This is a genomic window from Candidatus Hydrogenedentota bacterium (assembly GCA_019695095.1).
Lineage (GTDB): Bacteria > Hydrogenedentota > Hydrogenedentia > Hydrogenedentales > SLHB01 > JAIBAQ01.
In genome coordinates this window covers 1-18091 of sequence record JAIBAQ010000126.1, presented here as the reverse complement: position 1 = coordinate 18091, position 18091 = coordinate 1, and the positions used below count along the sequence as shown (strand labels likewise).

Here is an 18091-nt window from a genome sequence, read left to right as displayed (position 1 = left end):
ACGCTTGGGCCACGATGCCGCTGCCTTCAAGCAACAGGCCCGCGAACTGCTGCTCCAAGACGCTGAAGCGTGCCGAAATGCCGCCGACTACTTCGAGCAACTCAAGGCCAGCGGCGACGACCGGCGAATGGACCGCGATTGGGCAGGCTTGTATCGCAAGAAGGCGGAGGCGATTGATGCGTATTTGAAGTAGGCCGTTTCCGAAGACACTACTATATCTTCCTTTGGCTTGAAATTCTTTTGCTGTGTTTCGTGTGTTTCGTAGTCGACCCATCTGGTTGCGACTACGCGGCGCCGATATACGCCGCGAGAGGAACCACGTTCACGTTCTTCGCAAGGGCATAGCGCTTTAAGCCCGGATAGACGCCGTGCAATTCGTCGAGCTTCAGATCGGCAAGCGCGATGCGCATGGATGGTGTGAGGGCAGGAGCGTCGGCGCTTTCACCTGCCGCTTGCCAAAGTTCTCATACCATGGAGGCCGCGGGCGCACCATGAAGATCCCGCAGTCAACGCGGGATTTTCATGGTACCCTTAAACTCTCCATCCCCCGATTCTCGATCCAGCGCGGTCAACGCACCAGCATCGAACATCTCATCTTGGCGCCTTTGTGGCGCACCCCCCCGGAGACTCCGCCACCCTGAAGTGTGAAACATTCACAGATTCTGCTTGACGCGCGTCGCCATGTGTGATACTTTCACACATGGCGACGTACAAATGGAGCAGACTATGCCGGAACTCAATGAAAACGAACTGGAAGCGATGCGGGTCTTGTGGGAGAAGGGGCCGTCGAAGCCCTCGGATATTCAGGAGGAGTTTGCATGGCCCATCGAAAACGCGACGCTTCGGTCGGTTCTGCGCGTCTTGGTGGAGAAGGGGCATGTGTCGCGGCGCAAGGAAGGCAAGGCGTTCGTTTACCGCGCGCGCAGTTCCCAGCGCGGCATCCTCGCGTCGATGGCGCGCATGATGGCGCGCGTGTGCTGCGGCGGCGATCCAGCCCATCTCATCGCCCAGTTGATTCGCATGGAGAAGCTTTCCGACGAAGAGCTACTGAACTTGCGCAGGATTGCGAACGAGAGTAACTCAATGCCGCGCAAGCGCAGATAAGGAGGCGGTATGCAGTCCTTGTTCGAGTATTCGACTGGGCTTCCGATCATGGCATCCATCGCGACCAAGATGACACTGGTATTGGCCGTTGGATGGTTGCTGCATTTCGCACTCACCAGCCGGAATCCGCGATGGCGCGTACTGCTCTGGCGCGGCGTCATGCTCGCATTGATTGCGGTGTTGCCCGCGGAGCTGCTGCTGCCGAGGATTTTGGTGGCGGTTCCGGGATTGGAGACCTGGCGGTCGTTGGGAATTGCGGGGTCGGGAGACCCCGCCATAGCAGAAAGGTCAGGAGACCCTGCCACAACGATAACTCCCGAGAACCCTGCCGCGACGGAGAGCGCAATTTCGGAATCAACTGACGGGAGTTGGAATCAAGGAACTAAAGACCTGACGTCCTTGTGGACAGAGACTCATTCTACTCACATCGTGTTCATCGCGTGGTTTGCGGTAACGTCTATCCTGTTACTGCGCTCTACCTACGCAGCGGTTGCCCTTCGTCGTCTTCTGGCAGAAACGGAGTCGGCACCCGCACCGTTGCGAAGGCTGCTGGACGACGTGGCGCATTCGCTTGGCGCACCCCGCAACGTCCAACTGCGGATCACGCCTCGACACGTGTCGCCCTTCTTGACGGGGATTCTGTTTCCCGCGATTATGATTCCATCTCGGATGGTTTCCGGCAAGCACGATGATCTGCGGGCCGTGTTCGCGCACGAACTGGCTCACGTGTGCACGCGTGACCCGCTGTGGATGACCGTCGCGAAACTGCTCTCTTCCCTGCTTTGGTTCCATCCCTTCGCGTGGCGGCTTCGAGCCGCGCACGAATCGGCGTGCGAGTCGGTCAGCGATGGCGTGGCCGCGGATTTCGTCGGCGGTGCGCCGGTGTATACACAGTTCCTGGCCCGCACTGCCCTCGACATGGTGGATGCCGAGCGGTTGGTTTCGGCAGTTCCCGTACTGCGCACCGCAGAGATTACGCACCGTCTCAATCGGCTTCAGCGCGGCATCCGTTGCGCTGCCCTGTCGCGACAGTGGGCGCTTGCGATAGTGTCGCTTAGTGTAGTCATGTTCATGGGTTTAGGCATGTTGAGATTTGCCGCCGCTGAACGACGCGATGGCACATCGCATGCGCGAGATTTCACCCGCCAGACTACCGATTACTTGTTCCCTGATGCAGCGCCGGAATCAGAACTGTCTTTGGGCGTGAAGCAATTCAGCTCGGCGAGAAATGCGATGGACGATATCGCTGCCAAACTGCGCCATGGCGAGACTTTTCCAGATGATGAATATAACAACATCAAAGCAATGCTCACGCAGACGGCAGATGCCTCCGTCGGCGATCCACTTCAACCTTATTGCGAGCGCAGACTTCTTATTCTGGATTGGACGACGGGTAAGTCATCAGCAGAAGAGACAGTAGACCGTCTTCTGCGTTTGGCGGATGCAGCACAATCACCGAGTGCCGCCAACTACGCGCGTGAATTCGCTGGGGCAGTTGCCTTGCGCGAGAAGGACATTGATACGGCGGTGAGCATATTCTCGCAGTTGTCCTCCCCTGATGCCCCCCAGTTCGGTTGGTTTGCGTTCGAATACAGTAGGCGTTACGCAGAGTATATCGACGAATTGACCCAAAAGAGCGATGACGGTCAATCACATACAGAAGACTACGCTCCATCGAAGGCCTTTGCCGACTTCATTGCTGAAGTAATGCTCCCAAAACTCGAGGCGTATGTTGTTGCCGGTTCGACGCGCGATTACGACGGGATTGAATTAGACCAGATTGCTCAGCTTTGGCGCAGGTTACTGGACGATATTCATCATGTACTCGGTTCGCGGACATATCATCTTTCGAAGCGGGCCACGGATGAACTCATGCCACGGGTTCTGGAAGCGTGGAGCGAAGGTCTAACTCTTCTGAGTGCCGAAAAGGGTTGTCGATATACACCGGAGAAAGAGGCCAAAGAGATAGCAAGATATGCAGAGGTAGTCATCCCGCGCATCAAGGCAAGACAGAGTAAATATGAGAAGTCAGTGCAGAACGAATCGGGGGTGACCACGCTCGCTGCAGTCGAACCGGACGTGCATGCTGCGAGCGACACCGCCGAGGGAGCAACGGAGCCAGTTCTGGCCGAGAAGAAATTTTGGCAGGCAAAAGACGTTCCCAAGACCTGGGCCGATGATCTGCAAGTCGGCTCTATGCAACGAGTAGCTGTGCGCGACCTCCCGGATGCCGAAGACAACAACGACGTGGACACCGGTGTCATGAGTCTCGCAGCGGTCCTTACTCATGCTGGGACAAAGGCCGACTACGATACGCTCATGGGCGATTCGGGAATGGCATTCGCCTTTCCAATAGAAGTGAGAGACTCAGGCAAGGTAAGACTCTCGGTAGCTTGTGGCAAACCCTGGGCGCTGGTGCCACGGCTGGAATTTGTGTCGCGGGTTGTGGGGCGTGAGTTCATCACTCGATATGCCTCCGAAAATGAATCGCGGAATGGGAAAAGCCTGATGCAATATTTTGAGACGCAGCTTCTTCCAATCGTGGACGATTCCATTCAACAGAATCTGCCGATGGTTGCTCTGGACTATCCATGTTTCATACTTCTCGGATACTTGCTGAATTTTGAAAACGGGAAGTGCAGTGGGTACATCGCGTTGTCGCCTGCCGCAAATCCGAGCCGTCCATATCCGTTCTATGAGAACATCCTGGGCGTGGTTGCGGTTGGCGCACGGCGCGATCCCATGAATCGTATGGCTGCGGATCGCGATGCTCTGAAATACGCAGTGGCTTTGTTCGATGAAACGGCAATTCCCGCGAGTGGCGCAATGACCTACTTGACCGGACGGAGTGCTTATGAGCGATGGAAGAAGCATCCGCTTGGTCCTGACCAAGATTTTGGACCTGTCCTTCATGGAATATGCCGCCGACGCGAATCCGCGATTGCCTATCTGACCGCAATGGCGTCGCGCCACGACGGAGCAACGAGACGCAATCTCATGACAGCGGTCGATTCGTATCGTGAGTTGTGCGACTTCGCGACGACAGTCTCGTCGAACGCGCCTTCTGCAGCCGACATAGAACGCGTGGCTAAATTGGACGAGAAGTCAGTCAACAGTTTGCGCCTTGCCTCCGGAATAATTGCCACCGCCGAAGAAGATAGGCCATCATCCCCCACGGATTAGACAAAACAACCATTTCAAGATTGGAGAAGATCGCTTGATGCGGTCTACCGTCTGGATGGCGGCGAGACGTGCGGTGCGTGCCTCCGCTGAGTTGCTGTCGTAATCTGTCTAGGCCAAATCCTTCGTCCGCCGGAGGCGAACTCCTAAGAAACGGATCGTGCAGATTTCTTTCGCCCTTACAGGGCTCACGTTGGGTGGGGGACTGGTACCTGGGGTTTCGATTCGCGTTTGGGACGCGAATCTCACCCCAGGCTGGAGTCTGCCGTGCCTACGGCACTCCAGAGAAGAGATCCTGTGAGTCGTTTCGAGTGATTTGCGGTACATGTTGTCCAATGCCAAGCGAAGGCTGTCCGCTCAGCTATTGTTTACAGCACCAAAACCCGCGCGGGCGCGGCGCTGATGGGTGGTCAGTTGCTCGTGTACAAGGACATGGTTGTTCTTAAGCCAGATCCTTCGCCCGCCAGAGGCGGATTCAGGATGACATTCGACGAAACCTCCGAGGAACTGGCATTCTGGGCCGGACTGTCGTCCCGAGCACCCAGACTGTCATCGTGAGCGGACAGACTGTCATCCCGAGCGAAGCGAGGGATCTGGCTTCATACTGGCTGTCGGTTGACAGACGTTTGGTTATAGCCACCCCGCCGGAATCGTTTTAGGAGTATGACACCTCAACTGAGACTGAGCCCTTCACGCCGTGAAGACGGACGTACTCCTTAGCGGCGTCGAAGTCGTTCCATGGTTTGCCGTTGACGGACACGCTTTTGATGGGCGCGCCCTGGGGATGGCGAAGCCGGAGCAGTACGTTCTTCGGAGGTTTACGCGAGGGAATGTCGACAGTGGCGGTAATCCTACCGTTGTCCACATCCGATGCGATTTCGTATGCGAACGTCCCGAAGTGAGTTGGGGCATTCTTAACGGCAATCTTCTTGCCTTGTTCCAACCATGCGCGTGGCGCGGCTCTCGCGGCCCATAGCGAATTGCCTTCTTCCATCACCAATGCATCGCGGAAGTTCTCCATGAACCAACCGGCGGTGCCGTTGTCGGGAGCGCTGCATGGATCGTAGTTGCCGAGATGCCAGTGCTCCCACAGCTTGCCGTCGGCTCCGACCACGGACGCGTAGGCATTCGACCAGAAGCGCAGGAAATTGGGGATATCGTCTTGCAACAGGTAGATGTTTGCGTTGTGTGACGCTTTCGGAAGAATGACAAAGCAGGTCCAGAACCATGCATCCTCCGCGGGAATGCCCTTGGCTGTGCGCGCTTCCACGTTCTTCGCCACGGCGTCCGCGGATGTGCCCATTTCTTCCATTGCATTCAACGTATCGACCATGCGTGAATCGTTTGAGTCGAGCGCCGCGAACGGCTCGGCCAGCGGCAGCGCGCCCATGAACTTGTCACATTCGGGAAACTGAGGCGCGCCGAGTTCAGGGCCGGTCAGTCCCTTGGAATAGGCCATTCGTGGGATGAAGCTGTGAAACATGCCGTCGCGTCCGCGTCTCACGGGCGCGAGCGCGGCTTCGCGTTCGATGGCACGGCGAAGATCTTCGCGAAATGCCTTGGCCTCGGCGAGGTATTTCCTAGCCGCTTTCGAGTCGAAATCCGATAACGCATCGGCAAAGCGTTGCAGCCCTTGCAAGGACAGGGCGTTGTCGACGTAGTACCAGTGCCAGTCGCAACTGGGGATAGCGTAGTCGCCCAGCATGCACGGCGGCATCAGCCCAGCAGCGTGCAGGTTCTTTCGGTTGGGGACGTCCTTCATGTATTGCGTGCGTTGGCGGACGATCCAATCGGCTGCGGCCTGCAGCCGCGCGCGGTTGTGTTGAAACCACTCTCTGTCGCCGGTCAGGAAATAGCGTTCGGACATGGCGAACAGGAGCCTGCCCGTCGAAGCGTGTGTGCCGTCGTGGCTGTACCCCATGTCGTGCCGCATGGACGTGGCTAGCTCCAGCGCACCGTTGCCGTCGGAGTAGTCACCGTCGCTCTTGGCGCCGGGTGCTTCCAGAAAGTGCTGGTAGACTTTGTCTGCTTCGTTATGCAATCCGATCATGTCCATCTCGTGGGCGACGCGGCCCACTTCAAACGCAAGGCCACCCCACATGTGTTTGCCGGTTAGTTGAAATGACGCGGCGCGCCACGCGGCGGTCCAATCGGCGTCAGGCAGTTCTACCTGCATGGGAGGGTCTGCGACTTCGGGGAAAGGCGTGAGAGTGATCCCATCGGGACAGGTCCACAAGCGAACCTCTTGCATCAGTTCTTTCCACGACGAAGTTTCGCTGTGTTCGCGGGTCATGTGCCGAATGCTCTTGAGATTCTTGGCAGCCAGATCCTGCATGTATTGGCGCGCGGTCTGGCCGCTTCCCGCCTTCGTGATGAACACGCCGTGCGCCGGAATCAGCATTGGACCGTCTTCCAGATCGGTCACGCGGAATGTGAAACCCGACTTCTTCGTCCACACGGTGACGCGACTGTCCAACCCTGCTCTCGCGCCCGATGCGTACAGCAGTGGCACGACGATGCCACGCCGAGCGTCTCCGTGCGAGGCAGCCGACTTCCATCTGCAGTCGCCGGACACATCAATTCCGCGGCTGCCGGCCAATGGCGCCAGAGGCCCAACAATCGCGGCAGTAGGTTCCAGCCGCCCGTCGAAGTTTGCCTTCCCCATTCCGGGCATGAATCCCCATTCGATTTCCACATCCATGCGTTTCCACGTACCGATGCTGGGTCCTGTCACGCGAAGCGTTGGCACAGCGCGTATCGTGTCGTCGCAGAATACGGCGACCATTTCGGTCGCAGCGGGAACGTGGACGCTGTAGGAGGAGTCCATATGTGCCGAGGGATCGCTCTTGTAGGTCCAGGTGTGACCGTCGGCGGATAGCGTTGGGTTGCCGAGAATCTGATCGACCGTCCACCCGAACCATCCGAACGAAGTAGGATAAGCTCGCACCTCGACCTGTTCCGGAGATGGGATCGACTGCGCGTCGGCAGGCCAATGAACTTCTACTTGGTAGTCCCCCACTCCGCCGGTCCAGAGCAGGCCAGTCAGCAGTTGGCCTTTGGGCTGTGGAGGAAACGGCTTGAGGAGGTCGGGCATGTCGTAGTAGATGCTCTTCAGTTGGTCTGGTGGAAGCGCAGAAGAGGCCGTGCGATAGATCTTGTCGAGGCGTTCCAACCTGCGAGGGATGAAACAGGCTTCCGGTTGTTCTTGCACTTTGCGGTCTGCACGCCACACGTAGGTCCACGGCGCAAGGTCCACCGGTTGTGATTCAAGCGCGTTCAAATTGGCTATTGTCATGGGCATCGATGGAAGCTGAGCAGCGGGACTTTCCGCCCACGCGAGACCCCACAATAGGCTCATAGCCACAAGACTGCTCATGACATTCACCAACTTCATCGCAGGCACTCCTCGGTTTCGAGCGACGTCTTCCAGACCACGCGGCCATATTCTGGTATAAGCGCGGTTCTCGGAAAACTGTAGTGTCCGGTCAAACGTAAAGGCGCCCGGCAGCAACCACGTGGTGTGTCGCAGACCGGACGCCTCTATCGATGGGATGAGTTTGGCCTATTTGCCTGCGGCGGCCCCGGCCGCGACTTTCACAACCACGAGCAAGCGACCCGACGCATACTTCTGGGCGCTCTTGCTGAAGGTCCAATCCGGTTGATCCCCCGGGCAGTTGCCGATGCCTACATCCGCATCGCGACCGCCTCGATGATTATTGTAGGCGAGGAGTGTAGTTCCTGCTGCGATGTCGTTAATCTGCAGACACCCGTAGCCGATACTGGCATCCGGAGCGATCGTATCGCCGAAGTCGAACTTCTCCTTGCTGGCGCCCGCAATGCCGCGCGCGTTTTCGGGGCCGTAGTTGCACGACCAGAGTTCGATGGCGCCTTTGGATAGGTTACCGTTCGGTACCGCCTGGATGTTGCTCTTAACGACTAGATTGCTGAGGTCCTGCTGGAATCTCGCCTCGGGTGTCGGCACTCCAATCAGGTTGACGTTCTGCGTGAATGGATCCATTTCCGTGTAGACCCACTGTGCGGACCCATCCTGCGCGATGAGCAGCAAGAGATAACCGATGCGTTCGATTGTCTTACCTTCAAACTCTTTGCGGTTATCAACGTCGTATACAACGTTGCCGTTTGAGACAGCAGCCTGGGTTGGGTCAAGGGCGTAGACGACCTGCATGTCGTGGGCCTCGGGCACATAGGCGCGCAACGGACCATCCACCGGCACGGCGCCCGCGCGAAATGCCGATGCGGGAAGATCGGCTTCATTTAACAGATTCGGTTCCGCGATATGGTCCCACGCGAAGCGAACGGCCACAGGTGTCGAGACTCCATTTGCCGTCAGGACGAGGTGAGAGCCCTCGATAGCCGCGTTTGCGGGATGGTACACGCCATCCGGCCCACACAAAGCGAACCACGTAGGCGCGGCGCCGTCGCGTGTCTTGAGCGAACGTGCGTGTTTGAAGTACACGCGCATTTCGTTTCCTTCGACTTTGAAGCGGTCAAAGGTTGGTCCTTCGCATTTGACCCCTTTCCCATAGGTCTTGTTGAGGGCCAACAAGGCAAGCCGTTTGCCCACGTCGTTCTTGTTGCGCGGGTGGATGTCTGACACGTTTGCGATGTCGTTAATAACGGCCATACCCGTGCCAGGAATGCCAAGCGCCGCCGATTGCGCTTCCCAGATTTCCGGAAGTGCCTGCGGGCTGTTGCCGTAGTTGAAGGGCGCCAACTGCACGTAGTAGCAGGCCAGCTTGTCGTCGTTCCACACAGCGCGCCAGCCTTTGATCAGGGCTTCCATCTTGTCGCGATACAACATGCCTTCGCCGCGATTGGACTCGCCCTGATACCAGATGAAGCCGCGGTTCGCGTAGGGCACTAGCGGGGCGACCATGGCGTTGTACAGCGCTGTCGGCGAACCGGAGCCGTTGAGTGTGGACGCGGAGGCGATGGTAGGAAGGGCGGGCGGGAAGGCGCCTGCTTCAAGCGCTTGCTTCGCCGCGGGAATCCACGCTTCCGCCTTTGCTATCGCGTCGCGAAGGGCAGCCTGGTATTCGGCGCTGTTCGGCGTGTTCATGCGAATGTCCGCAAGGATGCCCGCCAGCGAAGGCAATCCTTCGAACCCGACCGGCGGGGTCCACGGTTCGATGCGCGTGCCGCCCCAGCTCGTGTTTACGATTCCGACGGGCACACGGAGCTTTGCCTGCACGTATTTCGCGAAGTAGTAGCTGACGGCGGAGAAGCCTTCGCCGTTGTAGCAGTTGGTCATTGACTCGCTTGTGCACGGGGCCCACGGCGTCAGCCCGCGCACATCGTCAAGCGGTGTTGTGCTGACTTCGCGAAAGATCATCGCGATTCGGATCTTGTCGTTGGCGCACTGGGCCACTTCTTGCTCCCAGTTGTCCGTATTCTTGATGCTCCATTGCATATTAGACTGGCCGGAAGCGAACCAGACTTCGCCGATTAGGATATCTTTCAGAACAATTTGCCTATCGCCGCTGGCAACCGTCAATTCATATGGACCGCCTGCCTTCATTGGGGCAAGATCGACGCGCCAGCGACCGTCAGGACCGACCGTCGCGCTCTTGCTGTTTCGCGCAACAGTGACCGTGACGTTGGCTCCGGGTTCTCCCCATCCCCACACCGGTACTGGAGCCTTCTGCTGCAGCACGGCGTGATCGGAAAAGATGGCCGGCAACTTCAGGTCCGCGGCGTATGCCGCAGAACCCAGCAGGCCCGTCGCGATGGTCAATAGCAGAACGAGATTCAGGGCGCGTCGGCCCCGTACAACTTTCCGGTACATTCGATTCTCCCCCCTGTAGTGTTCCGCGGCATGAGACAGCGCGAAACCGTTATTTGCGCGAACGCCATTCTAATACTTTTCCGTGCGAAAACTCCGTTGTTGCGCGGAAAACAGGGACAGACACGTCTCCGCTTCGCTGCGCTTGTGTCAGTCCCGGTTTTCCGCCGCTTCTGGTTCTTCCTTGGGTTTCTCAATATGTTGCCCCAATTACGGTTCACTACACTATGGCTTCATGTGCAAGATGCGCGTATCGCCGAGCGGGACTGACAGCGAAACCTCACAGGTTGTGTCGTGCTTGCCGATAGTCACCGGCTGATCGTCCGCGAGGTTGACGATGGAAGCAATGTTGAAGCCTAGATCCGTGAGACGTATCGTCGTATCGGGCGACGCCGCCTCGTGATTGATAACGAAAAGATACGCGTCGTTCTTGCCTGATCGTACAGCCGCTTCGATATCGGCATTCGACGAATAAACATGCGGCGCTATTCCTGCCGCTTCAGTCATGGCCTGGAGTAACCGGCGCATTTGTTCGCGAGCAGGTTCGTTGCCGTCTGGCCATGTCTTGAAATACGTATCCTGCAAACAGAATCCGAGAAGGAACGAGTGCCCCTCTCCCACTTTCTTGTGCATCGCGCCAGGTTTCCCGGAAGCAGTCGAAACCAGTACTTCCGCGTCGATGGGAGTGCACGGGCGCGGGCTAACGAGAGCGAGATCCAGCGGCTGGCCCAGTGCCGTGCCCTGAATCGTGTCGGTTGTAAACACCGTTTCATCGGGAGGATTCTCAGGGCGGTTGGCCCAGATCGGCGCAGTTGCCTTGTAGGGAACCCAATGACCTGCCCGGCGAATGCGTTCGGATGACGGGTCCTTCACGCCAAACAGATCGGTCATCGTCGACAGGGGCTGTCTGTTTTCATCCAACGTCGGGACACAATCGGCAATCACCAAACCGCCTTTGCTTACAAACGCGGCGATATGCTCCGCAACGGACTTTGGCAAGAGCTTCACGTCGAACAGGACCAGTACATCGTAACTTTCCAGGGTATCGTCCTTGACCTGGTCTTCGTGGAGCATGTCGAGTTCGCCGAATGCGCGCAAGAAGAGTTCGAAGGACAGGCCAACGTTGAAGTACTCCTCTTGCATTTGAATGTAGTGTGTACGCGGAAACAGCATGCAGGCTTTCGCTTTTAGCTTCGGCATCGCGAGGAGACGGCCGCCTGTCTTCTGAATCAGTTGCAGCCCTTCGCCCAGCGAATCCCAGTGCTTGGCATCGACGGGAATGTGGTAGCCCGTGAGAAGGAAGTCTGCTCCGTGGGCAACGGCGGTGGTGGCCATTTCGCGTTCGGACCAGTGCATGGCTTGAAGTTCAGGGCAAAAATACGTGCCGAACCACGCGGGATTGTACGTACCGAACCAGAATCCAAGCTCCTTGCCATATGCGCGGGTGAGGCCGCGCATCTGGGCGAAGGAATAGTGCGTCTGGCTGATGCGCGGCTTCGGAAGCTTGGCGCACTCTCCGAAGCGGAAATCGAACATCATGTAGGGGTAGATGTCGAATACAAACGTGTCGGCGAAGTCGCCTCCCCAATGAAACACATCATCAATAGCGAGTTCGCTGTGCGAGCTGTAGCCAGCGCCGAAGGTGTTGTGGCTGTCGTGTGTGAGGACAACCTTGAATGACGGGTCTATTGCTTTGATGGACTTGTAGACCTGCCGCCATCCATCTGGAAATATGCCGGACTGGAAGTTGATGAAGTCGCCCCATTTCTTGGGGTCTGATCGAATGCTATCGGGATCGGCTGGCATATCGTATCCGTAACGCTTCTTGAACTCGGCCTTATCGGCGTCGCTGTACGCGAAAGACTTTGGCCCCCAGTGAAACGGTTCGTCTTGATACGGAAAGACGTTGTACAAGCGTGGAATGTTCTTGATGGCCGCTAGGCGCTCTTCTGCATTGGCGCGCACCGCAGCGGCATATTCGGGCGAATAGACCGAAGGTTCTGGAGGCGCTTCGCGGCCGAAGAGTTCGAGCGAACCGAGGTGCGCCGTGATGAACATGCCTCGCGATTGCGCATACTCGAGGATGAACGCTTCCTCTTCCGGCGGTCGTCCGGTGTCGAGTTGGATGCCTCGGAAGCCGTGGTTGTAGATATTGTCTATCGTAGCGCGAAGTACGTCCTGGCTGAGCGCGCCTTCTTCGCCTTTCCAGCCTTCTCCCGACGGTACCGGTGAGAATTGAGTCGCGACGGGAAAGAAATCCACCGTTGATACGCGCGGCGTGGACTGCGGGGAATCCGCTAGCGCGACGTTTGCGACTACCACACTGAAGATCACATTTGCGACGTGTCTTGTTTTCAAAGAAATGCTCCCTGTTTATACACAAGACGATAGCATTTTCGCAGAGACTCAAACACAAGCGCTTGCGATTTCTGTGGACGGCAACGGGCATTTTAGCCATAAGAAGAATGAAGGGAGGAAGTCTTTGTCTCGCTGCGCACCATGAAAATCCCGCACCGGCTGCGGGATTTTCATGGTGGTGCTTTCAGACACATATCACTTTTCGCGCGAGTGGAGTGTCTTTTCGTTGCAAGGGAATCGGCTATAATTGACGCAGGGTGGCGAATCCCAACAGGAGAATAGTCATGAGTGCATTTCCGCGCACGACGGTTGGAGGCGTATCCGTTTCCCGCATGGTGATCGGCACCAATTGGTTCCTCGGTTTCAGTCACACGTCTTTGGCAAAGGACGAGTTCATCCGAGACAACGTCTCCGACAGAAAGAAGATCGCGGACATTCTGGAAGTGTATTTCAAGGCGGGCGTCGACACGATCATCGGCATGATTACGTGCTCACCCATTGCGGACGCGATCCAGGAAGCGCAAGACCGGACCGGCATTGAGGGCATAGTAATAACGACACCTCAGTTCATGGTAACGCATGAGACTCCCGTTGTCGGATTCTGCGGCGAAGACGTCGATGAGATTCTCGACGAGAACGCGCGTTTGGGCGGCCGCTTCTGTCTCCCCCACCAATGCGTAACGGACGCGATGGTGGATCGCTGCACAGGGGAAGTCCGCAAGATGGACGGTCTATGCGCGAAGATTCGTGAACGCGGCATGATTCCGGGACTGAGCACGCATATGCCTGAGGCCATTGTCTACGCGGACGATAGCGGGCTGGACGTAGAGACCTATATTGCGATCTACAACTCCATGGGGTTTCTCATGCAAGTGGAGGTGGACTGGGTCGCGCAGATTATTCGCAACGCAAAGAAGCCCGTTCTCACTATCAAGCCCATGGCAGCCGGACAACTGCGCCCGTTCCAGGCACTGAATTTTGTGTGGAACACGATACGCGATCAGGACATGGTTGCCGTCGGCGCCATGACGCCTCGCGAAGCGGAAGAACTCATTGAGTTGTCGCGGGGCATTCTCGAACGGCGCACGCCCGAAGTCGAGTTGCAGCGGACGCGATCGAAACAGAGTCTTACGGTGTAGATGGAGAGCGTGCGGGTTGCACAACTTGGTTGTGCGCGGGCGATCCAGTCCACTTAGAGCGCTTTAACATTTCATACCTACGGCTTTCTCGTGAGCGCATTTTCACTGAACGTTAGGGGGGTTCTCGTACGGAGCTGTAGAAAGTGAAAATGCGCTAATCGATCAGCGAATCGCTCAGCGGTGTGCCGCGAAGTATGTCGCATGCGGCGTGTCTTCCAAGGACTTCAGCCAAACGCTTTGGAGGAAGCCCCTGGCCTGGGCGAATTGAACGTATGTTCGCCGTCGTGAATTCCTCGCCTTTCTTCATGTTCTCCACGACGAACAACGAGCGCCGATACATTCTTAATGGTGTCTCCGATTCACTCGGACCATAGCGCGCCTGCCCTAAAGCGGATTCAGCGGTTCGAATGGCGTCTACCAATGCACGAAACTCCGCCGGCTCCGTTGAGAAAGATCCATCCGGTCCTCCGTCAGCCCGCGCGAGCGTGATGTGTTTTTCAATGATGCAGGCGCCTACCGCGACCGCGGCCACAGCAGCAACAGAACCAAGCGTGTGGTCCGATAGACCAGCGACTACACCGAATCGCGAAGCCAAGTCGGGTATCGTACGCAGACGCATATCGCTTGGGGGCGCGGGATATGCGCTCACGCACTGGAGCAAGGCCAGTTCGTTGCATTTGGCGTTGGCCGCGACGTTCACGGCTTCTTCGATTTCATCGAGCGTAGCCAAGCCCGTCGAGAGAACCACCGGTTTGCCGGTGGCAGCCACGGCACGAATGAGGGCGTGGTCCGTGAGCTCGAAGGATGCTACTTTGTGCACGGGAACGTGAAGGTCCTCAAGAAATGCCACTGACGTCGCATCGAACGCGGTCGAGAAGAAGTCCATCTTTAGACTATGTGCAACAGACTGCAGGCGGGCCTGCCATTCCCACGGCGTTTGGGCCTCTCGATAGACGTCATACTCCGTGCGCCCGTCCCACGCGGTGCCACCGGTGATTCGAAACGGTTCACCGTCACAATCAATGGTCATCGTATCGGGCGTATATGTCTGCAATTTGACGGCGTTGGCGCCGGCATCGTGAGCGGCACGCACAAGCGCCTCGGCCCGAGCGTAGTCACCTAGGTGATTTCCGGAGAGTTCGGCGACGACATAGACGGGTTCATCGGGACCGACCCGGCGGCCGCCAATGTGTAAGTGGCTTGAGAAGGCCACGAAGGCTACCCTCTCACCGCCAAGGCAGGACTGTGCGGCGCCCGAACAACTTCCTCGGCGGCATCTTCGTACCACACGCAGAGCTTTCCGTCCGCGCCTACGACGGCGTTGGCAGGCAAGCGCCACGTTGGATTCCAGGCCAAGCGCTCTTCGTAGTCGTAGTCCGAGCGCAACAAGTACTTGTTGTCTTTGTGATCCACAATCGCGCCCTCGTAGAGCGTGATCTTGCCGATAGCCGTCATGACGGCGAATTGGGGCTTCGCCCGGCCCGAGATACGGCCGCAGGACGAGAGGGCGCGCGCCAGTTCGATTCCGCGCATGAGCGGTGTGCGCAGGCTGTTCAATCCGCCGATGGGCACGCAGTGAAACAGGTAATGATTTTCGATACCGATCAACCGGAGTCGATCGCACAACTCAACCAATTCATCGAGCGTATCGTTCACGCCGCGCAACAGCACCGTTTGGTTGTACACAACCCGGACCGTATCCAGAACGCGCCGGTATGCCTCCTCGACCTCGGGAAATAGCTCCAATGCATGATTGATCTGGGTGGCGACTTCCACTCGGAACGGATACGGTTTTCCTAACGTTGCGAGAAGCCGATCGTTCACACGGTCGGGCTGATGAATCGGCACGCGCGTAGCCACGCGAACGATTTGAATCTGAGGCGCACACTCAGAGATCGCGTCGAGAAACTCCTCCACCTTGTGCGGCGCAAGGAACGGATCGCCGCCGGTGACAAGGACCTCCCTCAGTTCGTCGTGTCCCTCCGCCTGGCCGACGTAACGTGCGATCCGTCGAATATCTTCGCGTGTCTGATGGAACGGTTCGTAGTTGCGGCGCAGGCAGTATCGGCAGTGAGCGACGCATTGGTACAACGGCTCGAAGAGAATCAGGCGCCGGTACAGGCGCTCGACTCCGTGCAGACGCTCGCCTTCCCAAATGATCTGCTCGCTCGCTTCGTAGTGTTTCAGGCCCTCTTCCACGCGAATGTGCGATTCTTCCGCAGTCTCGACATATTGCCTGCCGAGCACTCGCAAGATGTCTTGATTATTGTTCGCTTCGGCGTCGATAAGCTTCTGCCGGAGGAAGGGAGATATCAGTTCGGGAAACTCCTTGAACTCGCCGTCGACTACCGTTCCGCGTTTTGGACGCGGCCCGGTACTGCCGTTTGTGTGTCGATACGCGTCCCGAACCGGCACGACGCGCAACTTCACCAAGTCTTCGATGTGTTCCATCGATTCGCGCAGCACGTCCATATCCGGAAATTCCATGAAGGCAATTCCGGCCGCCATGTCCGCGCGGGTAAAAGGCTGAATATCAGAACCAGGCTTGGCGAAGAGACGCGTCTCGACGACATAGGGCTTAAGTTCCGGGCTGAACTCGTAGCCTTCAAAGCGTCCGCTGAAACGGCTCCCCATCAGATACGACGCAACCGGTTTGGGATTCGCGCAATAGAGACTCTCGCAAGGGTAGTCAACGCCAAGGGCGCTGTATACGGCGGCCTCGGTTAGGTCGAATCCGGTCGATAGCTTGATGACATCCGGTACGAAGTTGCCTCCGTTGCGAAGCCCGATGTCGAGGATATACACCTTATCCTCGTTGGCCAATGCATCGAAGTTCATGCAACCTGCGCGCAGTCCCAATCCTTCAATCACCACATTGAATTGGCCGTCGAGATGCCGCGCCAGCGACTCGTCGAAGAAGCCAGGAAAGATCTCTCCGGAGGGCACATTGGAAATGCGATTCTTGAGAAAATGGTTGTGCCCGTAGTGTCGAAACGCCAGGCGTCCCCGCTCGAACCACACATCGCCGTCAAGTTCCATCATGTCGGTATGGACGAAGTCTTCGAAGACCGCTCGCTTCATTCGGGAGCGCGCCAAGGCGGTTTCCAATGCATAGCCTACTTCTCGCTTGCCGTAGATCACCGACTGTCCCTTGGTTCCGGCGGAGTCGACCGGCTTCACGACAACGGGGAATGTCAGTTCGTCAATGCGCGCCAGTGCTTCTTCCAGGGATCCGGTAGCGAAGAACTTCGGGTGGGGTAGTCCCCGTTCCTGCTGAAAGACGCGGAAAAGGTCCTTTCGGCGAATGATGTCGGTGGCTTCGGGAGGGTTTCCGGGCAAATGCAGTTCTCGCGCAACGTGGGCTACAGTGGCCACCGATGAATCGGAGGCATAGGTCATGACTCCATCGATGCGGTGTTTCCGGGCGACGGTAAGTGCGCCCTCGAAGTCGGTAGTGGAGACGGACTCGAACGTATCCGCGTAGGCGCGTCCGGGAACGTCTGAATTGTAGTCAAGCAGAATGACGTGGCAACCGAGCCGTTTGGCGCAGGCAAGCGCAGGGGTCTGAAACAACGCCCCTCCCAAATGCAGTAACCGCTTACCCGATAACGACATGGACACACTCCGGAAAGTGAGGCTGAGAGCGGATCTCAACGTTCTTGGGATATTGATCCTTATCTTTCATCGTCAAATCAGCGAAAGAGCTTGAGCGACTCGTAATGCTGTCGGTACAAGCGCCCCGCAATATTTGAGGATGAAGAAGCTAGTGGTCGCGTGTTGCGCGAGGATTCGCTAAGCCGAGGACGCGTCGCACCAAGGCCGCTATTGCGAGCCAACCCATGTGGCCCAATTGAGCAAATACTCAACCATGCTCGAAGGAGTGCGACGACGTAGGACCCCGCCAGGCGCAATTCGCGCCCGAGACTTGCGCATCCGACTCGCGCAACTTCTGACTATCTTGTGAACCGTCAGACATTCTGGTCTACCTGAGCTTTGTGCATTTGCCGACGAATAATCCCTGGGAACGACAACCAGCTATAGGAAGTGTACATGCCGTTTCTGAGTTCCGCAAACTCTTCGATGGGCGTGGGCTTGCTACCACGCGGAGTCCGCCCGGGCCATTGCATCAACGGAAGCGCGTGCCGCAGGTAGACGCCCTCCTCCATTCCACCGATCTGAAGGAACAGCAGCGCGTAATGTGTTTCGCGCTTACAGCGCTGTCGTGGTGTCGGGGCTGTTACCTAGGGCGACGTCCCCCTTCGCCCCTCGACTACGTCTCGGGACTTCGGAGGACTCTGCCCTAGGCTATTATGTTTCTGCGCCTTGCGGCGCGGAAGAAGAACAAAAGGCGCGAGCGGTATGGACGAGGTGGACGAGGTGGACGAGGTAGACGAGGTAGACGAGGTAGACGAGGTAGACGAGGTAGACGAGGTAGACAAGGTCGACCAGGTCGACTAGGTCGACTAGGTCGACCAGGTGGATGGCCAAACCTCAGGGCCATTGGCGT

Annotated in this window: 9 protein-coding genes; 4 read left to right on the top strand and 5 right to left on the bottom strand. The window is 57.5% G+C overall.

From position 1 onward, the window contains the following. The 3 genes from K1Y02_18165 to K1Y02_18155 form a co-directional block, all read left to right on the top strand. The coding region (locus K1Y02_18165; GenBank protein MBX7258294.1) for a hypothetical protein at positions 1–193 on the top strand (193 nt) is incomplete at its 5' end. A 533-nt stretch (positions 194–726) separates the two neighbouring features. Then, complete coding sequence (locus K1Y02_18160; GenBank protein MBX7258293.1) at positions 727–1104, top strand: BlaI/MecI/CopY family transcriptional regulator; 378 nt, start codon at positions 727–729, stop codon at positions 1102–1104. A gap of 9 nt (positions 1105–1113) precedes the next feature. Continuing rightward, entirely contained in the window at positions 1114–4287 is a 3174-nt protein-coding gene (locus tag K1Y02_18155) for a M48 family metalloprotease (GenBank protein MBX7258292.1), read from the top strand. A 652-nt stretch (positions 4288–4939) separates the two neighbouring features. Here the strand turns inward: K1Y02_18155 and K1Y02_18150 are convergent. From K1Y02_18150 to K1Y02_18140, 3 genes are all read right to left on the bottom strand, one after another. After that, on the bottom strand, positions 4940–7678 hold the full coding sequence (locus K1Y02_18150; GenBank protein MBX7258291.1) for a hypothetical protein: 2739 nt from the start codon (positions 7676–7678) through the stop codon (positions 4940–4942). 168 nt (positions 7679–7846) lie between these two features. Continuing rightward, positions 7847–10090: a 9-O-acetylesterase gene (locus K1Y02_18145; protein MBX7258290.1), complete on the bottom strand. Its 2244-nt coding sequence runs from the start codon at positions 10088–10090 to the stop codon at positions 7847–7849. A gap of 222 nt (positions 10091–10312) precedes the next feature. Continuing rightward, the gene (locus K1Y02_18140; protein MBX7258289.1) at positions 10313–12445 is read right to left on the bottom strand and encodes a hypothetical protein; all 2133 of its coding nucleotides are present in this window, start codon (positions 12443–12445) and stop codon (positions 10313–10315) included. 284 nt (positions 12446–12729) lie between these two features. On the opposite strand from K1Y02_18140, the gene K1Y02_18135 reads away from it, so the two are divergent. Continuing rightward, positions 12730–13584: a hypothetical protein gene (locus K1Y02_18135; protein ID MBX7258288.1), complete on the top strand. Its 855-nt coding sequence runs from the start codon at positions 12730–12732 to the stop codon at positions 13582–13584. 154 nt (positions 13585–13738) lie between these two features. Here the strand turns inward: K1Y02_18135 and pseI are convergent, their stop codons facing one another. Beyond that, complete coding sequence (pseI, locus tag K1Y02_18130; protein ID MBX7258287.1) at positions 13739–14797, bottom strand: pseudaminic acid synthase; 1059 nt, start codon at positions 14795–14797, stop codon at positions 13739–13741. A 5-nt stretch (positions 14798–14802) separates the two neighbouring features. Next, entirely contained in the window at positions 14803–17199 is a 2397-nt protein-coding gene (locus K1Y02_18125; protein MBX7258286.1) for a 4Fe-4S cluster-binding domain-containing protein, read from the bottom strand. Positions 17200–18091 lie beyond the last annotated feature (892 nt).